We start from the raw sequence: 24339 nt of genomic DNA, 5'->3' as shown, positions 1-24339 counted from the left end.
CCTCAGTCTTGGAGGCCGGCACGGCTGCCGTGCCGGCCTTCGAACTCGCCGATCGCTCGACGCGCCTTGCGCAGCTCGAAGATCCCGACGCCCACGCCGGCACCGAAGACGACAAGACTGATCCACCGGTATAGCGCGCTCGGATCGAGCGCAATCGCTACGGCCCATCCTGCGAGGAGGATCGCGGAGAACACAAGCGTGTAGAGCGCGAAGTTCTTGCGGCGCTGCAATGCCATGCGCTGCTGAATCAGGGAGGTCTCGGCGCTGGGCTCGCTCATGAGCCGAGCCTAGACCGCAGCACCTGTCGAGGGCTCAGACCGCCGGCTCCAGAGCGGATGAAATACTGACACCGTGCCCGAGCGTCCCGAAGTTTTCTGCATCTGCGGCTCCATGCGGTTCGCCGAAGATATGAGAGCCGTGAGCCAGTCCTTGACGCTCGACGGCGTCATCGTCCTCATGCCCGGCGAGTTCGACACCCCGATCACCGACGAGCAGAAGGCCGCGCTCGGCGAGCTGCACCTGCGCAGGATTGACCTCGCCGATCGAGTGGTCGTCGTGAACCGAGGCGAGCAGTTCGGCGAATCGACGCTCCGGGAGATCGCCTACGCAGAGGCCGCGGGCAAGCCCGTGACCTTCGCCGGCCCCGCCTGGGGCTCAGAGTAGACCTCACATCTCCGCCGCCTACAGTGGCTCGCATGAAGAAGCTCTCCGCGCTCGCGACGCTCGCCGTCGGCATCCTCCTGCTGTCCGGATGCTCCCAGGCGTCGACCATCGCGGCCTGCGGCCAGGTCGCAGCTCAGGCCGCGCAGGTCACCGGCGTGATCTCCAGCGTCAGCTCGCCGACTCCCGAGGCCGCGCAGGCAGCACTCGATGAGGTCAAGAGCGTCGCCGAGAACATCCGCGGTGTCGATGGACCCGAAGAGTTCGTCACCCTCCGGGACTCGTGGACGACGAGCATCGACGCATTCGCCGCCGAAGGCGAGAAGGCCATCGCGGGTGACATGACTGGCCTTGACGCGGCGACGACGGAGATGCGCACAGCGACCGACGCGATGCTCGCCTATTGCACCCCGTAACCGGAGCCCGTCACTACTCCGGAACGCTCATCGCGATCTCGAAGCTGTCTCCGATCACGCGGCCTCCGTCGAAGACGGGTTCTTCATCGACCGTCTCGAGAACGCGAGGATCGCTCGTGACGGCAGCGGTTCCGCGGTCGCGAACCTCGCGCGACGGCCAGGTCGTCACCGTGACCACGACGGACTCCTCGGCGTTCGCTCCTGCGAGGTCGGCGATGCTCTTCAGCTCGCCGGGCTCGTACGACGCCCCGTCTGCGTGGAAGTCAGCCGGATCGGCAGACTCGCTCGACTGCCAGTAGTCCACGACACTGATCGCACCGTGATCGCGGTAGACCTCCGCCATGCGCTTCGAGAATTCCAGGTATACGGCCTTGCGGAACGACGGTGATGTCAGCGATGACCATGCTCTGCTCCAGTCCTCAGCGGTGAGTGTCCGTCGCCAGGCTATCCAGCACCGGCCTCACCCGACAGACGTCCTACCGAGCGATGCCTCGCAGCAGCCGCGTCACCGTCTCCTCGACGCGCTCTGCGCTCAACGGCTGTCCGATGAGCGCCGCGTATGACGCCATGGCGATGAGCTGATCGGCGATGGCGTCAGCATCCACGTCGGCCCGGATCTCGCCTGCCGACTGTCCGCGCGCGATCCGTTCGGCGACCCACGAGCGGATCGGGGCCGCGAGACGCTCGTTGAGCGCAAGCCCGAGTTCGTGGTCGGTGGCGGTCACCGCGATCAGCGCCCGGGCGAGTGCGACACCCTCGGGCCGTGCGAGTCCGGCCGACATCGCGGAGAACCAGGCGTGCAAGTCGGCTCGGATGTCATCGGTCATCGCGACAGCGGGGTCGGCTCCGGGTAGGTCGCCCTCGAGCAGTGCCTCGCCGAGGATCGCCGCTTTCGACGGCCACCACCGGTAGATCGTCTGCTTGGAGACTCCCGCTGACTCTGCGAGTCCCTCGATGGTCACCGCTTCGTAGGTGCCGGCCACGACGGCAGCGCGCATCGCCTCCAGCACAGACTGGCGCGCGGCTTCACTTCGGGGACGGGGCACCTGAACAGGCTACTGGGCAGAGCCATACGCGTTGAAGGCACTGTCCTAGCGAATGATGCGAGCGGCGAGCGAGCACCGAAGGCGACGAAGTCGGTGCAGTGTCGCCCCAGCTTCGGTACGCTCAAACAATGCCGCGCTCTACCCCTCCGGGGACTTACTTGTACTTCGACGGCGATGACGTTGGTGCCGCGATCGAGCTTCGATTGCTCGAGTTCGATCTTGAGGGCGCCGCTAACATCAGCGCGAAAGTCAGCCTCGGTATCGAAAGCCTGTCGCGAAAACTGGAGTCTCTGCTCGGGGGCACTATCGTCTTCGCTGCAGGCGACGAGGTCTTGGCCCATCTCCCGAACGAATGCGACCTCACTCAAATTGACGCTCTCCGCACGCAATTTCACACCGAATCTGGATTGACCGTTTCTTGCGGGGTCGGAGATAACCCGAGGCAGGCGACTCTCAATCTACACCTTGCCAAGTTGCGAGGAAAGAATCGCACGCAGGAGCTGCGCGGTGAGTAAGAGACTGGTCATCCTGGCATCGTCACCTACGCCCGACGTCTACTTCAACGTAATCAGTCACAACGCACGCTTGGGCGTGAATCAGTTCGTTATTGCCGTAGTTGGCATGCCGGGATTGAAGACCCCTGCGCAAACACGGCTCGACATTGAACACAAGCTTCATGCCTTCGTAGACAGCTTGATCAAGGGTGACTATCGCTCCAGCGCCAACTTCGACGAACCAGCACCGCTAACCAAGCCTCGCCCTATGAAACAGTTCTTCGATGAAGTGACGTGGGGCGCACTTGATTTTCAGTACAAGACTCTCGAAGAAAGCGAGCTCCGTGACTTCCTAACGCAGCAACGAGCCGCCAATGCGTCTTTCGACGTCACTGCATGCAAGAATGCGGTGCTCGCGGGTGCCGTGGCCTGGTTAGTTGCAAAAGGTGGCTCACCGATGCACACGTTTGAAATAAAGCGAAAGATGACTCACGGGCAAGGGGATCTCTATCCATACCTGAAGCCTGCCGAGTTCGAATACCGAGACCTGTCTGATTCCGTGTTGATACGGAAAGCAACCTGGCGAGTCAAGCTGGCGACAATAAATAGAGCGAAGTTCTGGACTCTTGCCGTGATCTTGACGGTGGCCATGGGCCTCGCAACTCTGTTTCTGCCGCCGAACGCTACAGCATCGATCTTTGCCGTGCTAGCGACACTGGCCACCGTGCTGTCGGCCGCTGGAATCTTCATTCGTTACCCAGACTGACAGAAGAGTTTGTTGGTTGCGCGCCGCCTCTTGGCGTTTAGACCCTGGCCAACTTGTAACGATTCGCGACCGCCCCGGCCCCGAACTCTCGCCGGTCGATCAGCTCAAGGGTCAAACCCTCGCACAACCCGTCGAGCAGCCTCGGCCCGTGTCCGGCGATGATCGGATGCACCACGAACGTGTACTCGTCGATCAGCCCCAGCTCGGCGAGCGCGAGCGGCAGCGTCACGCCGCCGACCGACAGCCCCTCGCCCGGCTGCTGCTTCAGCTGGCGGACCGTCTCGGACAGGTCGCCCCGGATGAGCTCGGCGTTCCAGTCGACGGCGTCCAGCGTGCGCGACACGACGTACTTCGGCACGCGGTCGATGGCCGCGGCGAACGGGACCTCCCACTCGCTCATCCAGTCGGGCCACTGACCGGATGCCGGGCGACGCCACGCGCCCTCCATCATCTCGTAGGTCGTTCGACCGTAGATGACGGCATCCGCTCGTTCTATCTCGGCGGTCCAGAAGCGCATCAGCTCCTCGTCGGGAGCGACGCCCGCCTCATGATGCACGCAGCCGTCGAGCGTGACGTTGATCGAATAACGCAGTGGTCTCATCTCGCCGATCTCCTTCGATGCGGGCGGTGGGCGTGGGATGAGACTCAGATTACTTTCGGGGGTCGACCGCTGGAAGCCCACTATCCAACTGCGGAGGGCGCACTCGAAACGCGGCCGCAGTCAGCTAGTCACCAGTGACGGTTCAGCTCCGGTTTCCCGTTCGGAGCTCGTGCGCCTGCTGGGCACGAACCTCTTCAGCACGGCGCGCAGCGTCTGCATCTGCTTGGGCCCCGAGGGCCGTGCGTGTCTGGAGCCCGACAGCACGTGCGTGCATAGCGAGCAGACCCGCGAGAACACCGATGCCGATGAGCGTCGAGCCAATAGACAGGCTGAGGCCGGCGGTGCGCAACTGCTTCGAATCGATCTCGAGCAAGGAGCCGCTCGGCCACGACAAGTAGCCGTCGACTACAAAACCAGCGCCGACGACAAGCGCGACGATCGTCGTCCAAACCAGAAGCCTCATGGACGGATCCTATTGGGCGACTAGCTGCTGAGATCTGGAGGGGCTCCCGCAGAACACCGAAGGGCGCCGCGGGCAGCGAATATGGTTGGGCGCATGAGTTCCAGCCGGCCCCGCATCATCTCCGTTCGGAGAGGTCGCGTTCTCCCCAGCGGCTCGTGGCTGTACGTCTGGCTCGACTCCGCCAGTGGGGAGATCGTACACATCGGCGGAACGGGATTCGATCCGGAGTTGCGGGCATACCTGCACCTGACGAGCGATGATCCTCGGCTCGGACGAGTTCGGGCCGAGGTGCCTCGATCCGGCGAGCGCGACTTCGATGTTCTCGCCTTCGAGGTGGCCGACGGAATCGCCCGCGAACCCGCGAAGACCGCTTTGATCGCACGCCTATCGGCGGACGACGAACAGCTGACTGACGAGTTGCGCGAGATCATCGATCCGATGGTGCGGGCAGTTTCGGACTACCGCGCAACCCTGTCTGCAGCGAACGAGTAACCCCTCAGCACTCCACCACGTTCACCGCCAACCCACCCCGACTCGTCTCCTTGTACTTGTCGCTCATGTCGGCGCCCGTCTGGCGCATCGTCTCGATCACGGCATCCAGCGACACGACGTGGCTGCCATCGCCGTGCAGGGCGAGGCGGGCAGCCGTGACCGCGGTCGACGCGGCGACGGCGTTGCGCTCGATGCAGGGGATCTGCACGAGCCCGGCGATCGGATCGCAGGTGAGCCCGAGGTGATGCTCCATCGCGATCTCTGCCGCGTTCTCGACCTGCTGCGGTGTTCCGCCGAGAACAGCGCACAACCCGGCAGCCGCCATCGCGCACGCGGAACCGACCTCGGCCTGGCATCGGCCCTCCGCTCCCGAGATCGACGCGTTCGCTTTGATCAGCGATCCGATCGCGGCGGCGGTGAGCAAGAAGGTCCGCACAGCCGCAGCATCCGCGCCGGGCACGAACCGCGAGTAGTACATGAGCACGGCGGGCAGGATGCCGGCGGCACCGTTCGTGGGCGCCGTGACCACGCGTCCACCCCCTGCGTTCTCCTCATTGACGGCGAGCGCGAACGCCTGTAGCCAGTCGGACGTGACCGGCCGCCCCGCAGCCTCTGCCCGGAGGATGCTGCCGCGCATCGACCGCGCCCGCCGCGGCACACCGAGACCACCCGGCAGCACTCCCTCGGCATCCAGCCCCGCCTCGACGCAGTCGCGCATGGCGGTCCAGATCGCATCGAGACCCGCGTCGACGGCATCGGCACCGTGCGCGGCGAGCTCACCCGCCCGCGCGACGTCGGCGATAGACCGCCCATCCACGCACAGTGCGAGCAACTCCGCAGCCGTCCGGAACGACGGCATCCCCTCGGGCACGACCGAGCTCTCGACGACCTCGCCGACGCGCTGGATGAATCCGCCGCCCACCGAGAGATACGTCTCCTCCGCCATCGACGCCCCACCCGGCCCGAACGCCCGGATCACCAGGGTGTTCGGGTGCCCCGGCTGGCGGGTGAACGGATCGAGCACGACATCGGAGCTGTCGAACGCCACGGGCACGATGCCACCAAACAGCAGCGGCGACCCCGCCGGATGCCCCGACCACGCGCCGCAGACGGATGCCGGATCACAGGTCTCGGGGTCGAGACCGGCTAAGCCTGCGACCACGGCATCCGGCGTTCCATGCCCGAGACCGGTCGCGGCGAGCGACCCGTACAGCACCACCTCGACGCGACTCGGACCCTGCGGATGCTGCGCCAGCACACGCCGGGCGAAATCCCGCCCTGCCCGCATCGGCCCCACCGTGTGCGACGACGAGGGGCCGATGCCGATCGAGAACAGGTCGAACGCCGAGACGTAGACGCCGCTGCGGGCGTCGGTCGCGGAGGCGAGAGTCGTCACTCCTCGCCCTGCGGGTGGGTCGTCGCTCCGGCCGGTCGCGCAGCCTGCCGAGCGAGCAGATCGGAGCGGGACTCCGGCGTGAGCGCTGCCGTGGCCGCGGCCCACGCGAGGCCGATGGCCGCGTCGACGACCGCGCGGTCGGCGGCGGGTGTCGCGGCATCCGCCGCGAATCCCTCGGTGTGCGGAGCCGACGACGATCCGATGATCGCGATGCCGGGGTGGATCGACGGCACGACCTGCGAGACGTTGCCCATGTCGGTCGATCCGCCGGCCATTCCAGAGAAGGCGATGGGCTCGCGGCCGAGCTCGGTCAGCGCATCGTTCCACGCGTCGGCGAGCAGCGGCTCCTGCACCAGCGGGTCGTAGCGCGGCTCGGTGCGCACCTGCTCCCACGAGCACCCCGCGGCGAGCGCTCCCGCTTCGAAGCAGGCCATCACTCGTCGCTTGGCATCACGCAGCTCGTCGAGATCGAACGAGCGCACCTCGGCCTGCAGCACGGTGCGCGCGGGGATGATGTTCGTCACCTCGCCGCCCTGCGTGATCACGGCCGCCGTGCGGACGGTGCCGGGCAGCTGCTGACGAAGCAGCCCGATCGAGGTGAGCGCGATCGTCGCGGCATCCAGCGCATTGACGCCCTTGTCCGGTGCCGCCGCGGCGTGCGCGGGTCGACCGGTATACGTGATCTGAAAGCGGTCGACGGCCTGGGTCGCGAAGCTCTCGCAGCGCACGTCGATGCCCGGGGCCCCGTGCACCATGAGTGAGACCGTGGCGTCTTCCCACGCTCCGCCCTCGAGCATGAGCACCTTGCCGCCACCGTGCTCTTCGGCGGGGGTGCCGAGCAGCTTGACCGTGAGCCCGGCATCGTCGGCGATGGCCGCGAGCGCGATCGCCGCACCGAGTCCGGCCGCCGCGATGACGTTGTGCCCGCACGCGTGGCCGATGACCGGCAGAGCGTCGTACTCGGCGCAGATCGCGACCACAAACTCCCCGTCGCCGAAGCTGGCGTCAATGGCCGTGTCGACACCGAACGCGCCGACCGTGGCGGTGAAGCCGGCATCGCGCAGGGCCGCGGCGACGAGATTCGCCGCCCGCACCTCTTCGAAAGCGATCTCGGGATCGTCGTGGATCTCGTGGCTGATCTCGACGAGCCGCTGCTCCCAGGTGCGCACGGCATCCGCGCTGCGCTGCTTCGCCTCCGCCAGGTCGAGCAGGGTGCGGGTGGACGGGTCGGCGAGGGTCATGCGGTTTCTCCTTCGAGAACGGGGTCGGCCGTGGCGGCGGGGACAGGAAGAGGGGTCTCGGCGACCGGGGCAGGAACGCGGAGGAACAGGGCGAGCACCGCGATCGCGACGCCGATGGCCGCACAGATGCTCCACACCGCGACGTATCCGCCGAACGAGGTGGTGGTCACGGTGCTGTCCCCCGTGCCGACGACGGTCATGAGGAAGCTGCCCATGACCAGAGCGAACACGGCACCGGCGACGGCTCCGGCCGCGGTGCGAGACGTGTTGTAGAGGGCCGAGGCGATGCCGACCGAGTCGGCCGGGGCGCGACGCACAACGATGGTCGGCAGCACCGAGATGAGCAGTCCGTTGCCGAGGCCGCCCATCACCATCGACCCGACGAACACGGCGACGACGGTCGGCGCGCTGATGAAGGCGAGGTAGCTTCCGGCGACCAGAACACCACCGAGGACGATCGCGCCCTTCGCTCCGATGCGGCCGGCGACTCGGTCTCCGACGATCGAGGCGAGGAAGGCCGAGAGCGCGGCGGCCAGCGAGATGACGCCGACCATGGCCGCGGTGAACCCGAGGCCGAAGCCGACGGCATCCGGGTCACTGAGCACGTAGACGCTGGAGGCCGTCTGCCCACCGAAGAGCTGCGCGCCGAAGAGGAACGCGATGATGATCGGCAGCCCGATGCCGCCCTTGGTGAGCAGCGCGATGTCGATGAGCGGGTGCGCGACGCGCTTCTCGACCATCACCCAGACGACGAGCAGAGCGATACCGCCGAGGATCGCGACCCAGGTGATCGGGTTCGCCCAGCCCCACGTCGACGCGTTCGAGATGCCGGCCAACGCGGCCAGGAGTCCGATGCCGAGCAGCGATGCGCCGAGCCAGTCGGTCTTGCCCGCGGCGCGGACAGTGGTCTCGGGCACCAGGAACGCCACGACCGGCACGCAGATGAGAAGGAAGATGGCCGGCATCCAGAGCACTGCGCGCAGGTCTCCGAGCGCACCGAACAGAAGACCCGAGCCGAGGGCTCCGAGGGCCGCCCCGAACGTCAGCGCACCGACGAGCTTGCCGATCGACCGTCCGGCGGACTTCTCGTCACGATCGCGCACGATCGCGAACTCCAACGGAAGGAAGGCGGCGAGCGGCGCCTGCAGCGCCCGACCCACGAGGAAGAGCTCATAGCTCGGAGCGATCGCGACGACGATCGAACCGAGCGCCACGAGCGCGGTCGAGATCAGCAGCAGCTTCTTATGCCCGTACCGGTCGCCGAGTTTGGCGAGGATCGGCACGCAGACGACGGTCGCGAGCATGTAGGCGGCGCTGACCCAGTTGAGCTGGGCGGCGCCCACGCCGAACTCCTCGCCGATCGCGGCGAGGAGAACCGGGTACCAGCCCTGGAGCATGCCGGAGCCGAGCTCCATGATGACGAGGAAGCCGACGGCGCCGCGCACAGCGGAGCGGCCGGAGATGGTCTTGCCAGGCGGTGCGGGGACAGCCATGAGGACTCCTTGAGAGGGATCGGGTGGAGCAAGAGCGGATCGGGTTGCAGCGACTCTAGGAACGGGGCTGTACGATCGCGGTCAGGTGCCTGAAATCGGATGCAGAGGTGTAGCGAATGCAGGAAATCGGACTGGACGACCTCGATCAGCGACTGATCCACGCCGTGCAGGTCAGCCCACGCGCGAGCTGGAGCGCCCTCGCCCCGATCGTCGGCGCCGACCCGGTCACCCTCTCGCGCCGGTGGACACGGCTCGTCGACCAGGGGATCGTCTACGTCACGGCATACGGCTCAGCGGCGCCGTCGACGCTCGTGCTGATCGAGATCGAGTGCAGTCCAGGCGAGACGCTCGCCGTCGCCGAGACCCTGGGACAAGACCCCGAGGCGTTCACGATCGACCTCACCGCGGGAGGGCGCGACATCTTCGTCACGCTCGCGGTGCCGGATGCCGAGGCGCTCGCCGTGTGGACGCTGGAACGCATCCGCGGGGTCTCCGGCGTCCGCTCGATGCGCACGCACCTGGTGTCGGAGACGGTCCGCGACGCGCGGGGTTGGCGTCTCCGGGCGCTCACGACACAGGAGGTGACGCAGATCGAAGGCCTGGAACGACGCGTGCCCGCGGCATCCGTGCGCATGTCGGTCGATCAGCGGAACGCCATCGCCGCCGAGCTCGCCTACGACGGTCGCGTCGGGATCACCGAGCTCGCCTCGCGACTGGGGATGGCTCCGCGGCGCGTGCGCGACGCTATCGCCGAGATGCGCGAATCCGGTCGGCTGGCGATCCGCGTCGACGTCGCCCGCCGCTACACGCCCTGGCCGATCTACGCGTGGTACTTCCTGCGGGTGCCGGCGGCGATGGCGTCGCGCATCGGCGCACAGCTCGGGCGGATCGAAGAAGTGCGCCTCGTTGCGAACACGGTCGGCGAGTACAACGTGATCATGGCCGTCTGGCTGCGCACCCTGCAGGACGTCGGACGCATGGAGGCGATCATCGAGGAGCGCCTGCCCGGGGTCAGCATCGCCGACCGGTCTGTCGTGCTGCGGACGACGAAGCACCTCGGCCACCTGCTGCATGCCGACGGGAGAGCGTCGGGCGAGGTCGTGCCGCTGACCATCTGAGTGCGCCTGGCCTGGTCTGGTGGCTCGCGAGCCAGGTCAGCACCACGGGCACCGCACCCGGGTCAATCCCCTCCGCGGGCGCCGCCGCGGGCCTTAACCTGACCCGCATGTTGAAGATCGTGTCGATCGTGATCCGCGTGAACGACCTCCCGGCGCAGTCCCGCTTCTGGCAGGCGGCCCTCGACTATGTCGAGCGAGACCCGGCATCCGATGACTGGGTCGTGCTCAAGCCTCGCGATGCCGACGCTCCCTGCATCGCCCTCGACGCTCACCACTCCGAGCGGGTGCTGCCTCCGCGCATCCACCTCGACATCTATGCCGAGGATCAGGATGCCGAAGTGCGCCGCCTCACCGAGCTCGGCGCCAGCGAAGTGCACTGGGACAACCTGCCAGACGATGCGGACTACGTGATCATGGAGGACCCCGAGGGCAACCGGTTCTGCGTCGTGGACCGGCCGGACTGGGTGGGCTGGGAGCGCCCGACGGCGTGACACGGCTTCTCGAGCTGTAATGCGACCAACCCCTGTGTGCCGTTTCTCCACGGTGCCCTACCCGGACGGGCCATTGTCACGTTTCAGATTCGGCTGTTGCCGCCCGGCGATCCGAACCGATATACAGGTCGAGGCGCTCTGGGGGCGCCGGCGATTCGTCGCCTCATCGTCGAGGGGAACTCTCATGTCGCAGCCGCCTGCCGCCTGGCATCCCGATCCGGAGAATCCTCATCAGCTGCGCTGGTGGGACGGCCATCGTTGGACTGCCTCGACCGCTCCGTCCCCGGCGGCTGTCGCGACGACGCAGATCGCGTCCGCCACCGCGCCGGGATCCGCACCCGCACCCGCACCCGCGAAGCACAAGACCGGTTGGCGCACTGCCGGGATCATCGTCGCCGCACTCGTCGTCGGCGGCGTGCTCGCCCGCCTGTCGCCGATCGCGATCCTGCTCGTCGCCACTGCCGTCGTCGGCATCGCTCTCTATGTCATGATCGCGCGCCCCCTGCCGGTTCTAGGACTCCGATCGCGGATGTCGGGCGTGATCGCCCTCGGCCTGGCCGCTCTGCTCGTCACCGGCGGCGGAATCTCGAGTGCCAGCAGCGGCACTGCCCCGACGGCATCCGAGCCTCAAACCTTCGCCGCGGTGAGGACGTCGGCTCCGACGCCGACGCCGACGCCCACTCCCACGCCGACGACGTTCGAGACCGCGACCGAAGAGGTGCCCGTGCCGTTCACGGCGACCACGGTCGACGACCCGCAGCTCGACCAGGGCGCCACGGCGCTCGTCGCCGCGGGCGTGAACGGCGTGAAGGTGATCACCTATCGCCTGACTCTGATCGACGGCGTCGAGGTGTCGCGCGAGGTCGTCAGCGGGGCGATCTCCGTGCAGCCGGTGAACGAGGTCACGGCGATCGGAAGCAAAGCGCCGGCACCGGTCGCGGCTCCGGCACCCGCTCCCGCCCCCGTGCCGCTCGTGCAGCAGGGTGGCGGAGGGTGCGACTCGAACTACACGGGAGCATGTGTTCCGATCTCGAGCGACGTCGACTGCGCCGGCGGCAGCGGAGACGGACCCGGATATGTGCAGGGCCCCGTGCAGGTCGTCGGCTCGGACATCTACGACCTCGACCGCGACGGAGACGGCATCGCCTGCGACTGAGCGCTAGTCCACCGGGCCGAAGACCTCAGCCCAGACCTCGAGGATCTCGCCGTCGAGCCCTGCCGCGTCCGACCCCGAGAGCGTCGTGACAGAGGCCATTCGTCAGCGCCCGGAGTAGCGCTGCGCCGGTCGTCCCTCTTCCGCCAGCGCCTGACGATGCGACGTCAAGGCCGACCGCACGGCCGTGTAGATCACGAGCCACAGGATCAGGATGCCGATCAGGAACCCGGCGACGTAGAAGAGGACGATGGTGAGGAAAGGATCCATGGCGTCAGGATAGCCACCGGGGTGCGCGGCGCCTCGAGCCCCGGCAGCTAGTCCCCGACCTCCAGCGACCGATAGAAGTAGAACGCCCGCTCGCCGGAATCGGGGTCGACGCCACTGAATCCGTGCCGTTCGTAGAAGCGCATCGCCGCGGCATCCGATTCATCGACGTTGATCTCGATCGCCGCGACGCCGAGTTCCCGGCAGATCTCGACCATGTGCCGGAGGACCGCGCCGCCGACACCACCACCGCGGTGCGCGGGCTCGACGTACATCTCATCGAGCAGCGCGACCGGCCCGTCCGACCACACGTTCGGACGCAGAGTCACGAGCGCGACACCGACCGCAGGATCACCGCCGAGCACCGCGAATGTGGAGGTTCCGCCCAGCAGGGTCCGCAATCGCCCGGCGAGCACCTCGACCCCCGGCGTCTCGGTGTCGAACTCCGTGTTGAAAGCGTGCAGGAGTTCGGCGAGACGGGCGGCGTCGAGCGGGGTGGCTTGACGTGTGGCGGCGGTCATCGGATGCCTTTCTCGGGTCGGGGGCTTCGGCTCGGGCGGACGGCGGGGGTGTTCCGCCGGTTCACAACTCCGGAAGAACGGGCGGGCCGACGCATCGATCCGCCGGGATTCCGGGGCCGAGCCCGCGGACGCACCCGCTTCTTCCGAAGTTGTGAACGTGAACCTCCGCGCGCCACGCTCGACGAAGCGGAAGAACGCGATCAGGCGCTGTCGGAATCCGCCTTGCGCGATCCGGCCTCGAGCACATCTCCGGCCGGCAGCTCCTGGTGCCCACCGAACTGCAGACGCATCGCCGACAGCACCTGGTTGGCGAACTTGTCTTCATCGCGTGAGGCGAAGCGCTCGAACAGCGACGCCGCGAGCACCGGCACGGGCACGCCGACATCGACGGCGGCCTTGACCGTCCAGCGTCCCTCGCCCGAGTCGGAGACCCGGCCGGCCAGACCGTCGAGCTGCGGGTTGTCGGCGAGCGCGGCAGCGGTCAGGTCGAGCAGCCACGACGAGATGACCGATCCGCGTCGCCACAGCTCGGCGACCTTCGACGTGTCGATCGGGAACTGGTAGAACTCCGGCTCTTCCAGCGGAGCGATCTCGGCCGAGTGCTCGGCCTCGCGCACCCCGGCATCCGCGTTGTGCAGCAGATTGAGGCCCTCGGCGATCGACGCCATGATGCCGTACTCGATGCCGTTGTGCACCATCTTCACGAAGTGCCCGGCACCCGACGGGCCGCAGTGCAGATACCCCTGCTCCTCGGGGGTGAGGTCTCCGGTGCGGCCCGGCGTGCGCTCGATCTCGCCGACACCCGGGGCGATCGTGCGCAGCACCGGCTCGATGCGCTGCACGGCCTCATCGGGTCCGCCGACCATCAGGCAGTATCCGCGGTCGAGTCCGAACACCCCACCGCTCGTGCCGACATCGACATAGTGGATGCCGCGCTCCCGGAACGCCTTCGCCCGGCGGACGTCGTCGCGGTAGTTCGAGTTGCCGCCGTCGATCAGGATGTCGCCTTCATCGAGCACCTCCGCCGCCTGATCGGCCACCATGCCGGTGAGCGATGCGGGCACCATCATCCACACGGCCCGCGGCGCTTCGAGCTTCGACGCCAGGTCGGCCATGCTGTCGGCGCCGGTGGCTCCCTCGGCGACCAGTGCCTGCACGGCATCCGTGTTGACGTCATAGACCACGCATTCGTGCCCCGCCCGCATGAGGCGGCGCACGATGTTGGCGCCCATCCGGCCGAGTCCGATCATCGCCAGCTGCATGAGAATCCCTTCGTCTCAGCCCCGGTGGGCCGAGTCGGGGCAATCCTGGCACGGGGTGCCGATGACGCTCAATGGCGTTGCGGGGTGGCGTGGGGTCGTGCGCGGGGTCGTGTGGGGGCGTGCGCGGGGTCGTGCGGGCGGTCGTGCGCGGGGTCAGTTGTGCACCCGAAACGGTGGTTTCGGATGCGGAAGTGACCCCGCTCCCGGCTCGACTCCATGCGGGGCCAGTTGTGCACCCGAAACGGCGGTTTCGGATGCCGAAGTGGCCCCGCACGCGGTTCGGGGTCGTTCGGGGTCAGCTGCGCACCCGAAACGGCGATTTCGGATGCCGAAGTGACCCCGCACGCGGCTCGACTCCATGCGGGGCCAGCTGTGCACCCGAAACGGTGGTTTCGGATGCGGAAGTGACCCCGCTCCCGGCTCGACCCCATGCGAGGTCAGTTGTGCACCCGAACCAGCGGTTTCGGACGCCGAAGTGACCCCGCGCGCGGCTCGACTCCGTGCGGGGTCAGTTGTGCACCCGGAACGGTGCCCGCTCCCGGCATCCGGAGCCGCGCGCGAGCCCGGTGTCGCCGACGGGTGGAAGGATTGAGACATGACTTCCCCCGCGTTCGACCAGATCACGCAAGACGACCTGCGCGCTGCGGGCAGCGTCAAATGGACGGCCTTCCCCGACACGATCGGCGCGTTCGTCGCCGAGATGGACTTCGGCCTCGCCCCCGCGATCACCAGCGCGGTGAAGGATGCCCTCGACCTCGGCGTGACCGGGTACCTGCCCGAGAAGCTCGCGAAGGACCTCTCGGCGGCCACGGCGCGCTGGTACTCCGACTCGTACGGGTGGGAGATCCCCGCCGAGCGCGTGCACCACGTGCCCGATGTGATCGCCGCCTTCGAGCTGGCGATCAAGCACTTCACAACCCCCGGCTCGGCCGTGATCGTGCCGACTCCTGCATACATGCCGTTCCTGCTGGTGCCGCCGATGCACGACCGTCGGGTCATCGAGGTGCCGAGCATCGAGGTCGACGGACGCTGGGTCATGGACCTGGATGCCGTCGCCCAGGCCTTCCGCGACGGCGGCGAGATGCTGGTGCTCTGCAACCCGCACAATCCGCTCGGCACCGTCGCGACCCGCGACGAGCTGCTCGCCATCGCGTCGGTCGTGACGGATGCCGGCGGACGCGTGTTCGCCGATGAGATCCACGCGCCCGTCGTCTACTCTCCGGCCCGTCACATCCCCTACGCCTCGGTGTCGGATGCCGCCGCAGCCCACACCCTCACCGCGACCTCCGCCTCGAAGGCGTGGAACCTCGCGGGCCTCAAGTGCGCGCAGATCATCCTCTCGAACGACGCCGACGCCGAGCTCTGGGAGAGCCTGGGATTCTGGGCCGGACACGGCACATCGACGCTCGGCGTCATCGCGAACATCGCCGCCTACACCGGCGGGCGCGAATGGCTCGACGACGTGGTCGACTACCTCGACGGCAACCGGCGGACGCTGGCGCAGCTCGTCGACGAGAAGCTCCCCGGCGTGCGGATGGTCGTGCCGGAGGGCAGCTACATCGCCCTGCTCGACTTCCGCGAGACCGGGCTGACGGGCGATCTCGGCGAGTGGTTCCGCGAGCACGCCGGAGTCGCGATGACGGATGGCGCCGCATGCGGTGTGGCCGCGATCGGGTACACGCGCTTCGTCTTCGCGATGCCCCGTCCGGTGCTGGTCGAGGCGGTCGAACGGATCGCTTCGGCGCTGCGCGACCGAGGTTGAGCCGCCTTCGGCCCGCCGGCCCCCGGCGCGTGCGGGGTCAATAACGCATCGGAACTCAGCGTTTCCGGTGCGTTTTTGACCACGCACCCGCCAGGAGATGCGGAACTGACCCCGCACCTGCCCTCACGGTGCGACGAACGACGCATCACCGAGCGCGAACGGCATCCCCCATCGCCGCGAAGGCCTCTCGCAGGACCGGCCGAGGTGTCGCGAACACGATCCGCACGAAGTTCTCGTATCCCCGTCCGAGCAGCGCGCCCTCGGTCAGCACGACGCCGGCGTTCTCGCGGAAGTACGCGGCCGGCGGGCCGGGGATCTCGAGCGCCGTCGTGTCGATCCATCCGATGTAGGTCGCCTCGGGCTCGCGATACACGGCGCCGGGCAGGTGCTCCGTGATGAGGTCGCCGACAAGGCGGCGCGACTCCGAGAGATACCCGAGCACGCCGTCGAGCCACGGCTTGCCCTCCCGATATGCCGCCGTCGACGCCACGACACCGAGCGTCGCTGCACCGTGCTGCACCGAGAACCCGAAGCGGCGGTACAGCTCTTGGTCGGCGTCGTTCGAGGTGATCAGTTGCGCGGTCTTGAGGCCGGGGATGTTCCACGCCTTCGACGCGCTGGTGCCGGTGACGGTGTGAGCGGCGGTCGCCTCGGACACCGACGCATAGGGGATGAACGGTCTCCCGTCGAAGCGCAGCGGCGCGTGGATCTCGTCCGCGAACACCCGCCCGCCGTGGCGTTCGACGATCTCGGCGAGCGCCTCGAGCTCGGAGCGGTCCACCACGGTGCCGGTCGGGTTGTGCGGGTTGCAGAGCACGAGCGTACGGGCACCGGCGGCGAACGCCTCGTCGATGCGCTGCAGGTCGTGGTGCCAGCGTCCGTCGATGTCGACGCCGGGGATCTCGATCACCGGATGCCCGACGGTCGGCAGATATGTCAGGAACGGCATATATGCGGGAGTCGGCACGATCACGGGCGATCCCGCGGGAGCGTACTCCTCGACCGCGACCCTCAGTGCCGCCATCACGTCGGAGACCGGATGCACGCGCTCCGGATCGACGGCCCAGCCGTATTCGCTGCGCATCCACTCGGACGTCGCGTCGCCGAGTCGGGCGGCGAGCGGCGGCGACAGGTATCCGAGGTTCTCCTCGTCGATCGCTCGATGCATGGCGTCGGCGATCACCGGCGCGACGCCGAAGTCCATCTCCGCCACCCACGCGCCGATGTGGCCGGGGTGCAGGCTCCACTTGCGGCTTTCGGGCCGGTCGAGGTCGAACCTCGTGCGGGAATCGAACGGATGCGGGTCAGTGGGCGCGCGGTGGTCGGTCATGGCGGGCGTTCCTCAGCCCGCGAGCCGACATCGAACGGCACCGGCGCGGCGGGTCTGGATCTCGGACACGCGTACTCCTTCTCAGCGGGAGCTTCCACCCTAAGGAAGCGGCGGGTCGGTCGCGAGTCGCATGACGGCGGGTGACGATGAGCTGCAGGGCGAGCCGGCTCCGGACCCCGACTCAGGCGTTGATGAAGGCCACAGCCGCTCGCACCAGTGCCGCGTTGTCGGGTGCCGTCCGTCCATCGGGCAGCTGCAGGGTGTCTTCGAGGCCGATGCGCGAATCGACGCCCAGCTCGACGGCCAGGGTGAAGGCCGGCCAGGCGGACCGCTGCTCGCCGTGCAGCAGGATCGGAATGTCCGGGTCGTCGAGGCGCACGTGCGCGATCAGCCCCTCGGCGTGCCGCCGCACGACATCCGCCGCCTCGTCAGGCAGCTCGACCAGCACCCGCAGCGTGTCGTCGTGAACGGGCGAGCGCTGCCAGGCGTCGAGTCCGGTGGCATCCCAGATGCCCGCCTCCACGCGGATACCGCGGCTCACGAGCAGCGCCGCGACCTCGTCAGCACCGGCTTCGTGCCAGTTCACCGAAGCGAAGTCGGGCAGGACGCTCCATTCGCGGATCGCCGCGAGGCGCTCCCCGACATCGGGCTCGATCCATGCACCGGTCGTCACCCCGATCTGCACACCAGGGCACGCCGAGCGCAGTGCTCTCAGCCACCGGTCGACATCCGCGGCACGCAGACTGTCGTCGCCCGCGGCATCCTTCGGGTGCACGTGGATCTCGCGGGCACCCGCCGCGACGGCACGCGCGGCGTCGGCGCCGGCGAGGGTCGTGTCGGCGGTGAGGGCAGGATGCTGCGCTGCGGGTCGCGCACCGTTGAGGCACGCCTGCAACAGCATCCGCCCGTGTCTGTCGTTGCCGGTCACCGGCCCTCAGTTCATGAGATCGCGCGGGTGCCAGTCGTAGAGGTTGCCCGTGCCCGACGGCCCCTCTTCGACACGCACGGTGTGCTTGACCTGACGTGCCGTCGCGGCACCCCGACCGACTCGAACCGCCTCGGCCTCGGTCTCGAAGCTGGACCCCAGAGTGCGGGATTCGCCCTCGATGCGGTTGAACCAGATCCCGTCTCGCTGGAACGTCTCGATGTCACCTGCGGCCATGCCACATCCTTTCGATCTGACTCTTTTCTACCCGAGGCCGCCGACGCTCGAGGAGGGCCTTGACAGCCTCCGCGCACGCGCTCGCCCGGCGCGAGAGCACGCGAATCATCGACCGCATCCACTTCTTCGTCCATACGTCAACCCCGATGACACACTCCCGTCAGCCGTGGTTATGTCGAACGATGCATGACCCGGGTGCATCTGCAAGGAGCAAGTGATGACGCTGGAAGTGATGTCGCCGACGGCGGCACTGCTCGACGGACGGTACGTACTGCACGACCGCGTCGGACGAGGCGGCATGGCGACCGTGTACCGCGCCGAGGACGCCCACCTCGGACGCATCGTCGCGATCAAGATGATCCACGAGAGCGACGGTCCGGTCGCCTCGATCGAGCGCGCGCATACCGAGAAGGCGCTGCTCGCTTCGTTGAGCCACCCGTCGCTCGTGACGCTGTACGACGCGCAGCTCGTTCCCGGTCGACCGCAGTACCTGGTGATGGAGTTCGTCGACGGACCCACCCTCGCCGCGCGCATGGCCGAAAGTCCGATGACGCCGCGCGACGTGGCCCGCATCGTCCGCGATCTCGCCGAGGGACTCACCGCCGTGCACGCCGCCGGAATCGTGCATCGCGACATCAAGCCGTCGAACGTGCTGCTCGCGCACGCCCGGTCCGGCCGCCCGGTCGCGGCGAAACTCGCGGATTTCGGCATCGCCTGCTCCATCGAGGACACCCGCCTCACCACGCCGGGGATCGTACTCGGCACACTCACCTATATGGCGCCGGAGCAGCTGCGCGACGCCGACCCCGGAACCCCGGTCGACATCTTCTCGCTCGGACTCGTCGCTCTCGAGGCGCTCAGCGGATACCCCGGCTACCCCTCCCTCGCTTCCGGGCGCGCGGCGGCGGTCGCTCGCCTGCTCAACCCGCCGACCATCTCCGACACCGTTCCGGACGAGTGGCGCGACCTCCTCAGCCGCATGACACGCCTCGAGCCCGAGGAACGCCCGACCGCCGTCGAGGTGGCGCGCGCCGCCCGGGCTCTGCTGCGCGACTACGCCGCGAACAGCAACGGCACCGCCGTCGCCGCGGCGGCTGCGGCCATCGTCGCATCGGCCGGCACGGAGCCGGCGGTCGACGCGACTCCGGGGGTGACGGGCACGGAATCGGATGCCGTCGCCGCCGCGCCAGACGCGGGCACGGGAATTCAGCCGGCGCGTCCCGCATCCGCCGCCTCATCCGCGAGCGTCGACGCGGAGTCGTCGGCCCTCGACGCTGGTTCCGCGCCGACCGGAGCGACCGCTGTGATCCCTGCGACCGAGGTCACGGATCCCGCACCCCGCTTGCGGACCCGCGACCGCACCCGCCCCGGCACACACACCCGCACCCGCGTGATCGCCGGCGCCGCGGGGCTTCTTGCCGCCGGTGCGATCGTCACCGGCATCGCGGCGTTCAGCGCGCCACCGGCATCCGAGTTGGGACGCACCGCCTCAGGCGTCGTCGCCCGCACGGCGTCGACCCCGGCGGAGACCTCCCCCATCGACACCCCCGCAGCGCCCGTCGAGGTGGTCACGGAGCCCGTGGACCCGAGCAACAACGGGAACTCCGGGAACTCGGGCAACTCCGGCAACTCCGGGAACTCCGGGAACTCCGGGAACAACGGGAACTCCGGGAACTCCGGGAACAACGGGAACTCCGGCAAGGGCGACAAGGGCAAGCCGGACAAGGGCTAGGCGCGTCGCGGTCCGCAACTCCGGAAGAACGCGGCCGATCGCGCCGAGACCCCCGGTCTCGGCCCGATCGAGCGCACATCTTCCTGAGTCCTGAACGGCGCCCGCCTCAGCCCGCGTAGGCGGCGCGCACGTCGAGCACCCAGGTGACGCCGAATCGGTCGGTCAGCATGCCGAATCCGGGTGACCACGCCGATGCAGCCAACGGCTCGACGATCGAGGCGCCGTCCGCGAGGGCGTCCCAGTACCCGGTGAGCTCGTCGAGCGAATCGGCGCGCAGCGACTGGAAGAACGTGCGGTCTGTGACGGTCGTCCCGTTCTCCCTCGAGGTGGTTCCCGCGGTGGCGTCAGCGTCGTCGGCGCCGGGGATGTCGTATGCCATCAGCCGGAAGCCGTCGGCGTTCTCGACCTGGCCGAACACGATCTTGTCGGCGCCGGGAACTCCCGCCGGCATGCCGAAATCCGCGTAGGTCGCCCGCGTGACCTCGCCGCCGAAGACGGACTGGTAGAAGTCGAGCGCCTGGCGCGCGGTGCCGCGGAAGTTCAGGTGGGTGGTGGTCGCGATGGACATGGGATCTCCTCGGATCTGTGTGGGCGGCGGATGCCGGTGAGACCAACACTCACAGCAGAAGAGGTCAGTTTCGGTCCTCTACTCAGAGCACAATGGAGTCATGACCGGCAGCTCCTCTCGCATGCTCGCCCTGCTGTCCCTGCTGCAGACGGCTCGCGATTGGCCGGGGCAGGTGCTCGCCGACCGCCTCGACGTCACACCCCGCACGGTGCGACGAGACGTCGACCGACTGCGCGAGCTCGGCTACCGCATCAGCGCGATCAAAGGACCGGATGGCGGATACCGCCTCGCCGCCGGTTCCGAGCTGCCGCCGCTGCTCTTCGACGACGAGCAGGCCGTCGCGATCGCCGTCGCGCTGCAGAGCGTGCCGGCCACAGGGATCGACATCGACGAGGGCGCGGCTCGTGCGCTGGCCACCGTGCGCCAGGTGATGCCGTCGCGCCTGCGGCACCGGGTCGACGGCATCCGCTTCGCCGGGGTCGAGAACGAGACGCGCGTGGATCCGGCGGTGCTCGAAGCCGTCAGCGGTGCGGTGCGAGACCACCACGTGCTGCGCTTCGATTACGGAGAGAACCATGACCGCCCGGCGCGGCGCACCGAGCCACACGCGGTCGTCGCCCGGGAGGGCCGCTGGTACCTGCTCGCGTGGGACCTCGAGGCCGATGACTGGCGCACCTTCCGACTCGACCGGATGACACCGCGCATCCCGACCGGCCCCGCTTTCACGCCAAGCGAGCTGCCCGCCGCCGACGCCCAGACCTACCTCGCAGCTCGGGCGAAGGGATCGGATGCCGCAGACCGCTGGCCGTGCATCGGAGAGCTCGTGCTCGATCTGCCCGCCCGCGAGGTCGCGCACTGGATCGGCCGCGACGGCACCGTCGAGCCGATCGACGACAGCTCGTGCCGCGTGACCGTCGGATCGTGGTCGTGGGTCGGCATCCTCGCGTCGATCGCCCGCTTCGACGCGCCGTTCCGCGTCGTCGCACCGCCCGCGCTGGCGGACGCCGCGACCGCCCTCTCGCGACGCCTGTCCGGCGCGAGCGAGGCCCGCTGACCGGGTCAGGCCTGACCGTATCCGAGACCCCGCACCCCGAGTCGCCGAGTGCTCACAGATCGATCTGCGTGCGCCTCGCCGCCCCCGCCCCGCGGTGCGCGGTCACCTCGATCTCGGCCTTGTACTCGCCCGCGAGCGGGCTGCGCGTCATGGTGAGTGCCGGGTCGATGCCGCGGAACTCCTCGCCGAGCACTTCGATCGTCTCGTCCTGATCAGACGCATCCGGAACGAAGACCTGGATCCGGACGACATCGGAGAGCGATGAATCCACGGCGGCGAGCGCCCGCGCGACGGTGGCGATCGCGAGACGCAGCTGCTCTGCCGCCGTGTCCGGCAGGGTCCTGGTCTCGTAATCGATGCCGGCGGTGTTCGAGACGAAGATCCAGTCGCCGATCGCGACGGCCCGCGAATAACTTGCGAGGGTCTCGAACTTGCTGCCGCTCTTCACGCTGGTGATTATCAACGGTTCCGTCTTTCGTGTCAGTGGCCCTGGAGGACCGGATAGTCGTCTGCGAGGACAAGATCGTCGGCGCGCGCCTGAGCACGGCGCCGGTGGTGACCGAGCGTGAACAGGGGGTGCTGCAGCGCGCTCGACCCGCTCTCGGCGAGTTGCGCCAACACTCGCCCGTAGGCGGGCGAGAACTTGAAGCCGTTGCCGGAGAATCCGGCTCCGATGATGGTCCGGCCCGACTCGGAGACGTCGAGGATCGGGACATGATCGGCCGTCGCCGACTCCGGGTGGATGGACGACCGGACCACCTCGGGAAGGATGCCGGGGAACATCCGGGTGGCGATCGCCGTGCATCTCCGCAGTTGCTCACGCGACAGATCGCGGGGATCTGTGTCGGGGTCCTCGATCGTGTCGATGCGGGTCGTGGGGGCGATCTTGACCGAGTAGCCGTCGAGTGTGGGGACCCCGAAGGCATGGTCGCCGTCCAGGTCCCGCATCCAGCATGGGAAGCGGTCCGGGGTGAACTGGCTGATGTCCTCCGGCATGAACCACGTGAGCGGTATGGCGATGGCGCTCACCAGATCGCGCACCTCCGGCACGATCCTCGTCGTCCACGCACCGGTCGTCACGATCACCTTCTGCGCGTGGACGATCCCCTCGGATGTCGAGATCACGACACCGCTCTCGTGCTCATCGATGCCGAGCACCGGAGTGTTGTACAGGATCTCCGCCCCGCGCCTGATCGCGGCCCGCTGCGCGGTCGCCACCGCCAGCTCCGAGCGCAAGCCGCCGCCCAGCAGGTCCATGATCCCGATGTCGCCGTCCTCGACGGTGAACTGCGGATACTCCCGGCGGAGCTCTGCGGCATCGAGGAACCGGTGCGGCAGATCGCCCTCCACGATCGACCGCTGCGTGGACTCGAGGAATGGATGACCCTCCGGCGCGATCGCGAGGACGCCGGTCTTCAGCAGCAGCTGGCGGCCGGTCTCACGCTCCAGCTCGGTCCACAGCGCCCTGGCCTCGAGAGCAGCGGCCGTGTAGAGCGCGCCCTCCTTGTTCGCCGCACGGAACAGACGCGACTCGCCGGCGAAGGCCGCGTGGCCGTGCGCCGGTCCGTACTGCTCGATGCCCAGCACGGACATCCCCGTCGATCTCGCGAGGTGCCACAGCGCCATCGATCCCATGGAGCCTGCACCCACCACCGCGACGTCGACGGTCCGGATGACCTCTGCCGCACTCATGCGAGAGCCGGCTCGGTCCACAGGTTCAGCTTCTGGCCTATGCCGCGCTCAAGGGCGTTGCGATACACCTTCGTCCCCCACGCGACGTCCTCCACCGGCATCCCGCCGACCGACATGATGACGATCTCGTCGTCGCTCTGCCGACCGGGCCGCTTTCCGGAGACGACATCGCCGATGTCGACGAGCTCGTCGCGTGAGAGCTCCCCGGCCTTCACGAGATCCATCCACTTCTGCCCGACCATCGGAATGTACTCGAACGACGGCTTCGGGAACTCCTCGTACCAGGTCTCGTACAACCCGTACGCATCGACGACCTTCGTGATGTCGCTGTCCAGCAGCGAGTCGTCGGTGTTGCACAGGGACGGCATCGCGAAGAAGGCCCCCGGCGTGATCCACTCCCGCTGGATCGTGGGGTAGCTCTCCGAGCCACCGGCACCGGTGCCCGTGGTGCAGAAGCTCACCAGGTCGCTGCCCCGGACGACGTCTTCGATCGAGTCGACGACCTCGATCGTGGTGATCGTCGGGAACTCCTCGCGCACCCACTCCTGGAAGCGCGCGAGGCTCTCCGCCCCTCGCCCCTTGATCTTCAGCGTGTCGATCAGCGGGCACGCATCCATGAACGCCAGGAGCACCGTACGTGCCATGACGCCGGGCCCGGCGATCCCCGCGACACGCGAGTCCTTGCGGGCGAAGTGCCGCGCACCGACCCCCGGCACGGCGCCGGTCCGGTATGCCGACAGCAGGTTCGCCGACATGAACGCGAGTGGCGCCCCGGTGTCGGTGTCGTTGAGCGTGAACATGAGGATCGACCGCGGCAGACCCTTCTCGCGGTTGGCGATGTTGGATCCGTACCACTTGACGCCAGTCGTCTGGAAGTCTCCGCCGAGGTACGCCGGCATCGCCATGAACCGTCGGTCCTCAGTGGGCACCGGCATGTTCGGGAATGGCGACGCCTCAGGGAACGTCATCATCGCGCCGTGCGAGTCGTTGCTCTCACCGGTCATGCGGTAGTCGCCGGCGGCGAACAGTGCGAACATCTCCTCCATGGTGTCGACGCACTGGTGCATATCGGTCACTCCGGCCGCGATCATGTCGGCTTCGGAGAGGTAGAGGAAATCCACGTGTGGCAGGGGCATGACGGTCCTTCTCGTCGAGGGGG

29 protein-coding genes are annotated in these 24339 nt (G+C 68.2%); 11 read left to right on the top strand and 18 right to left on the bottom strand.

Annotated elements, in window-relative coordinates; genetic code table 11:
- Positions 1–2: 2 nt before the first annotated feature.
- Positions 3–278, bottom strand: coding sequence for a hypothetical protein (locus ASE34_RS02305; RefSeq protein WP_056276118.1), 276 nt, complete (start codon positions 276–278; stop codon positions 3–5).
- Positions 279–408: 130 nt separating this feature from the next.
- Between ASE34_RS02305 and ASE34_RS02300 the strand changes: the two genes are divergently transcribed.
- Positions 409–663: a hypothetical protein gene (locus tag ASE34_RS02300; RefSeq protein ID WP_321163933.1), complete on the top strand. Its 255-nt coding sequence runs from the start codon at positions 409–411 to the stop codon at positions 661–663.
- A 32-nt stretch (positions 664–695) separates the two neighbouring features.
- Positions 696–1076, top strand: coding sequence for a hypothetical protein (locus tag ASE34_RS02295; protein ID WP_056276089.1), 381 nt, complete (start codon positions 696–698; stop codon positions 1074–1076).
- A gap of 13 nt (positions 1077–1089) precedes the next feature.
- Here ASE34_RS02295 and ASE34_RS02290 read toward each other — a convergent pair whose 3' ends face one another.
- Both ASE34_RS02290 and ASE34_RS02285 read right to left on the bottom strand, forming a co-directional pair.
- A complete protein-coding gene (locus ASE34_RS02290) occupies positions 1090–1470 on the bottom strand; it encodes a DUF1428 family protein (RefSeq protein ID WP_268778153.1) in 381 nt (126 codons plus the stop codon).
- 82 nt (positions 1471–1552) lie between these two features.
- Positions 1553–2122 (bottom strand): TetR/AcrR family transcriptional regulator, encoded by a 570-nt coding sequence (locus ASE34_RS02285; RefSeq protein ID WP_235567423.1) that lies wholly within the window; start codon positions 2120–2122, stop codon positions 1553–1555.
- Between the two features lie 128 nt (positions 2123–2250).
- Here ASE34_RS02285 and ASE34_RS02280 point away from each other — a divergent pair, with 128 nt between their 5' ends.
- Both ASE34_RS02280 and ASE34_RS02275 read left to right on the top strand, forming a co-directional pair.
- The gene (locus ASE34_RS02280) at positions 2251–2637 is read left to right on the top strand and encodes a mCpol domain-containing protein (protein WP_157538058.1); all 387 of its coding nucleotides are present in this window, start codon (positions 2251–2253) and stop codon (positions 2635–2637) included.
- Positions 2630–3382, top strand: coding sequence for a hypothetical protein (locus ASE34_RS02275; RefSeq protein ID WP_056276064.1), 753 nt, complete (start codon positions 2630–2632; stop codon positions 3380–3382). The genes ASE34_RS02280 and ASE34_RS02275 overlap by 8 nt, the downstream gene beginning before the upstream one ends.
- Before the next feature lie 37 nt (positions 3383–3419).
- On the opposite strand, the gene ASE34_RS02270 is transcribed toward ASE34_RS02275, so the two are convergent.
- Together ASE34_RS02270 and ASE34_RS02265 are read right to left on the bottom strand one after the other, a co-directional pair.
- Positions 3420–3983 carry a dihydrofolate reductase family protein gene (locus ASE34_RS02270; protein WP_056276059.1) on the bottom strand — a complete coding sequence of 188 codons (564 nt, stop codon included), beginning with the start codon at positions 3981–3983 and terminating at the stop codon, positions 3420–3422.
- A 142-nt stretch (positions 3984–4125) separates the two neighbouring features.
- Positions 4126–4446: a hypothetical protein gene (locus tag ASE34_RS02265; RefSeq protein WP_056276055.1), complete on the bottom strand. Its 321-nt coding sequence runs from the start codon at positions 4444–4446 to the stop codon at positions 4126–4128.
- A 93-nt stretch (positions 4447–4539) separates the two neighbouring features.
- Between ASE34_RS02265 and ASE34_RS02260 the strand changes: the two genes are divergently transcribed.
- The gene (locus tag ASE34_RS02260; protein ID WP_056276047.1) at positions 4540–4938 is read left to right on the top strand and encodes a hypothetical protein; all 399 of its coding nucleotides are present in this window, start codon (positions 4540–4542) and stop codon (positions 4936–4938) included.
- A gap of 4 nt (positions 4939–4942) precedes the next feature.
- Here the strand turns inward: ASE34_RS02260 and ASE34_RS02255 are convergent, their stop codons facing one another.
- Genes ASE34_RS02255 through ASE34_RS02245 form a run of 3 tightly spaced genes read right to left on the bottom strand, consistent with a single transcriptional unit; the run spans position 4943 to position 9068 of the window.
- Positions 4943–6334, bottom strand: a complete 1392-nt coding sequence (locus ASE34_RS02255; protein ID WP_056276044.1) for an L-serine ammonia-lyase — start codon at positions 6332–6334, stop codon at positions 4943–4945.
- The gene (locus ASE34_RS02250) at positions 6331–7575 is read right to left on the bottom strand and encodes a M20 family metallopeptidase (RefSeq protein WP_056276041.1); all 1245 of its coding nucleotides are present in this window, start codon (positions 7573–7575) and stop codon (positions 6331–6333) included. Before ASE34_RS02250 ends, ASE34_RS02255 begins: the two co-directional genes overlap by 4 nt.
- On the bottom strand, positions 7572–9068 hold the full coding sequence (locus tag ASE34_RS02245) for an MFS transporter (protein WP_056276038.1): 1497 nt from the start codon (positions 9066–9068) through the stop codon (positions 7572–7574). Before ASE34_RS02245 ends, ASE34_RS02250 begins: the two co-directional genes overlap by 4 nt.
- Before the next feature lie 116 nt (positions 9069–9184).
- Between ASE34_RS02245 and ASE34_RS02240 the strand changes: the two genes are divergently transcribed.
- From ASE34_RS02240 to ASE34_RS17475, 3 genes are all read left to right on the top strand, one after another.
- Positions 9185–10186, top strand: coding sequence for an Lrp/AsnC family transcriptional regulator (locus ASE34_RS02240; protein ID WP_056276035.1), 1002 nt, complete (start codon positions 9185–9187; stop codon positions 10184–10186).
- Positions 10187–10293: 107 nt separating this feature from the next.
- Positions 10294–10677, top strand: a complete 384-nt coding sequence (locus ASE34_RS02235; RefSeq protein ID WP_056276033.1) for a VOC family protein — start codon at positions 10294–10296, stop codon at positions 10675–10677.
- A 184-nt stretch (positions 10678–10861) separates the two neighbouring features.
- Complete coding sequence (locus ASE34_RS17475) at positions 10862–11833, top strand: G5 domain-containing protein (RefSeq protein ID WP_082586528.1); 972 nt, start codon at positions 10862–10864, stop codon at positions 11831–11833.
- 102 nt (positions 11834–11935) lie between these two features.
- Here the strand turns inward: ASE34_RS17475 and ASE34_RS17725 are convergent, their stop codons facing one another.
- The 3 genes from ASE34_RS17725 to gnd form a co-directional block, all read right to left on the bottom strand.
- Positions 11936–12100 (bottom strand): hypothetical protein, encoded by a 165-nt coding sequence (locus ASE34_RS17725; protein ID WP_157534255.1) that lies wholly within the window; start codon positions 12098–12100, stop codon positions 11936–11938.
- A gap of 47 nt (positions 12101–12147) precedes the next feature.
- Entirely contained in the window at positions 12148–12618 is a 471-nt protein-coding gene (locus ASE34_RS02225; RefSeq protein ID WP_056276030.1) for a GNAT family N-acetyltransferase, read from the bottom strand.
- Positions 12619–12818: 200 nt separating this feature from the next.
- Positions 12819–13880 carry a phosphogluconate dehydrogenase (NAD(+)-dependent, decarboxylating) gene (gene gnd, locus ASE34_RS02220; RefSeq protein ID WP_056276027.1) on the bottom strand — a complete coding sequence of 354 codons (1062 nt, stop codon included), beginning with the start codon at positions 13878–13880 and terminating at the stop codon, positions 12819–12821.
- A 595-nt stretch (positions 13881–14475) separates the two neighbouring features.
- Here gnd and ASE34_RS02215 point away from each other — a divergent pair.
- A complete protein-coding gene (locus tag ASE34_RS02215; RefSeq protein ID WP_056276024.1) occupies positions 14476–15642 on the top strand; it encodes a MalY/PatB family protein in 1167 nt (388 codons plus the stop codon).
- 145 nt (positions 15643–15787) lie between these two features.
- Here ASE34_RS02215 and ASE34_RS02210 read toward each other — a convergent pair whose 3' ends face one another.
- The 3 genes from ASE34_RS02210 to ASE34_RS02200 form a co-directional block, all read right to left on the bottom strand.
- A complete protein-coding gene (locus tag ASE34_RS02210; protein WP_056276020.1) occupies positions 15788–16972 on the bottom strand; it encodes a MalY/PatB family protein in 1185 nt (394 codons plus the stop codon).
- A gap of 181 nt (positions 16973–17153) precedes the next feature.
- The gene (locus tag ASE34_RS02205; protein WP_235567421.1) at positions 17154–17900 is read right to left on the bottom strand and encodes a 3-keto-5-aminohexanoate cleavage protein; all 747 of its coding nucleotides are present in this window, start codon (positions 17898–17900) and stop codon (positions 17154–17156) included.
- Between the two features lie 6 nt (positions 17901–17906).
- Positions 17907–18134 (bottom strand): DUF2188 domain-containing protein, encoded by a 228-nt coding sequence (locus tag ASE34_RS02200; protein ID WP_053098394.1) that lies wholly within the window; start codon positions 18132–18134, stop codon positions 17907–17909.
- A 217-nt stretch (positions 18135–18351) separates the two neighbouring features.
- On the opposite strand from ASE34_RS02200, the gene ASE34_RS18255 reads away from it, so the two are divergent.
- Positions 18352–19866 carry a serine/threonine-protein kinase gene (locus ASE34_RS18255; RefSeq protein ID WP_056276014.1) on the top strand — a complete coding sequence of 505 codons (1515 nt, stop codon included), beginning with the start codon at positions 18352–18354 and terminating at the stop codon, positions 19864–19866.
- Positions 19867–19972: 106 nt separating this feature from the next.
- Here the strand turns inward: ASE34_RS18255 and ASE34_RS02190 are convergent, their stop codons facing one another.
- Positions 19973–20434 carry a VOC family protein gene (locus ASE34_RS02190; RefSeq protein ID WP_056276011.1) on the bottom strand — a complete coding sequence of 154 codons (462 nt, stop codon included), beginning with the start codon at positions 20432–20434 and terminating at the stop codon, positions 19973–19975.
- A gap of 100 nt (positions 20435–20534) precedes the next feature.
- Between ASE34_RS02190 and ASE34_RS02185 the strand changes: the two genes are divergently transcribed.
- Positions 20535–21488: a helix-turn-helix transcriptional regulator gene (locus ASE34_RS02185; RefSeq protein WP_056276008.1), complete on the top strand. Its 954-nt coding sequence runs from the start codon at positions 20535–20537 to the stop codon at positions 21486–21488.
- A 52-nt stretch (positions 21489–21540) separates the two neighbouring features.
- Here ASE34_RS02185 and ASE34_RS02180 read toward each other — a convergent pair whose 3' ends face one another.
- The 3 genes from ASE34_RS02180 to ASE34_RS02170 are packed head-to-tail and all read right to left on the bottom strand — an operon-like array spanning position 21541 to position 24316.
- Entirely contained in the window at positions 21541–21936 is a 396-nt protein-coding gene (locus ASE34_RS02180; RefSeq protein ID WP_200955145.1) for a Rid family hydrolase, read from the bottom strand.
- 32 nt (positions 21937–21968) lie between these two features.
- Entirely contained in the window at positions 21969–23180 is a 1212-nt protein-coding gene (solA, locus tag ASE34_RS02175) for an N-methyl-L-tryptophan oxidase (RefSeq protein WP_072590479.1), read from the bottom strand.
- Entirely contained in the window at positions 23177–24316 is a 1140-nt protein-coding gene (locus ASE34_RS02170; protein WP_056276002.1) for a tyramine oxidase subunit B, read from the bottom strand. The genes solA and ASE34_RS02170 overlap by 4 nt, the downstream gene beginning before the upstream one ends.
- Positions 24317–24339: the final 23 nt, after the last annotated feature.

It is taken from the genome of Microbacterium sp. Root280D1 (assembly GCF_001428975.1).
Lineage (GTDB): Bacteria > Actinomycetota > Actinomycetes > Actinomycetales > Microbacteriaceae > Microbacterium.
This window is presented reverse-complemented; position numbering and strand designations above follow the sequence as displayed.

Bases quoted from the DNA above. Each gene is read 5' to 3' on its own strand.
- ASE34_RS02225 (WP_056276030.1), bottom strand. From the start codon at position 12,618: ATGACCGCCGCCACACGTCAAGCCACCCCGCTCGACGCCGCCCGTCTC.
- ASE34_RS02235 (WP_056276033.1), top strand. From the start codon at position 10,294: ATGTTGAAGATCGTGTCGATCGTGATCCGCGTGAACGACCTCCCGGCG.
- ASE34_RS17725 (WP_157534255.1), bottom strand. From the start codon at position 12,100: ATGGATCCTTTCCTCACCATCGTCCTCTTCTACGTCGCCGGGTTCCTG.
- solA (WP_072590479.1), bottom strand. From the start codon at position 23,180: ATGAGTGCGGCAGAGGTCATCCGGACCGTCGACGTCGCGGTGGTGGGT.
- ASE34_RS02190 (WP_056276011.1), bottom strand. From the start codon at position 20,434: ATGTCCATCGCGACCACCACCCACCTGAACTTCCGCGGCACCGCGCGC.
- ASE34_RS02305 (WP_056276118.1), bottom strand. From the start codon at position 278: ATGAGCGAGCCCAGCGCCGAGACCTCCCTGATTCAGCAGCGCATGGCA.
- ASE34_RS02240 (WP_056276035.1), top strand. From the start codon at position 9,185: ATGCAGGAAATCGGACTGGACGACCTCGATCAGCGACTGATCCACGCC.
- ASE34_RS02200 (WP_053098394.1), bottom strand. From the start codon at position 18,134: ATGGCCGCAGGTGACATCGAGACGTTCCAGCGAGACGGGATCTGGTTC.
- ASE34_RS02270 (WP_056276059.1), bottom strand. From the start codon at position 3,983: ATGAGACCACTGCGTTATTCGATCAACGTCACGCTCGACGGCTGCGTG.
- ASE34_RS02295 (WP_056276089.1), top strand. From the start codon at position 696: ATGAAGAAGCTCTCCGCGCTCGCGACGCTCGCCGTCGGCATCCTCCTG.
- ASE34_RS18255 (WP_056276014.1), top strand. From the start codon at position 18,352: ATGACGCTGGAAGTGATGTCGCCGACGGCGGCACTGCTCGACGGACGG.
- ASE34_RS02245 (WP_056276038.1), bottom strand. From the start codon at position 9,068: ATGGCTGTCCCCGCACCGCCTGGCAAGACCATCTCCGGCCGCTCCGCT.
- ASE34_RS02170 (WP_056276002.1), bottom strand. From the start codon at position 24,316: ATGCCCCTGCCACACGTGGATTTCCTCTACCTCTCCGAAGCCGACATG.
- ASE34_RS02260 (WP_056276047.1), top strand. From the start codon at position 4,540: ATGAGTTCCAGCCGGCCCCGCATCATCTCCGTTCGGAGAGGTCGCGTT.
- ASE34_RS02265 (WP_056276055.1), bottom strand. From the start codon at position 4,446: ATGAGGCTTCTGGTTTGGACGACGATCGTCGCGCTTGTCGTCGGCGCT.
- ASE34_RS02300 (WP_321163933.1), top strand. From the start codon at position 409: ATGAGAGCCGTGAGCCAGTCCTTGACGCTCGACGGCGTCATCGTCCTC.
- ASE34_RS02185 (WP_056276008.1), top strand. From the start codon at position 20,535: ATGACCGGCAGCTCCTCTCGCATGCTCGCCCTGCTGTCCCTGCTGCAG.
- ASE34_RS02215 (WP_056276024.1), top strand. From the start codon at position 14,476: ATGACTTCCCCCGCGTTCGACCAGATCACGCAAGACGACCTGCGCGCT.
- gnd (WP_056276027.1), bottom strand. From the start codon at position 13,880: ATGCAGCTGGCGATGATCGGACTCGGCCGGATGGGCGCCAACATCGTG.
- ASE34_RS02210 (WP_056276020.1), bottom strand. From the start codon at position 16,972: ATGACCGACCACCGCGCGCCCACTGACCCGCATCCGTTCGATTCCCGC.
- ASE34_RS17475 (WP_082586528.1), top strand. From the start codon at position 10,862: ATGTCGCAGCCGCCTGCCGCCTGGCATCCCGATCCGGAGAATCCTCAT.
- ASE34_RS02250 (WP_056276041.1), bottom strand. From the start codon at position 7,575: ATGACCCTCGCCGACCCGTCCACCCGCACCCTGCTCGACCTGGCGGAG.
- ASE34_RS02280 (WP_157538058.1), top strand. From the start codon at position 2,251: ATGCCGCGCTCTACCCCTCCGGGGACTTACTTGTACTTCGACGGCGAT.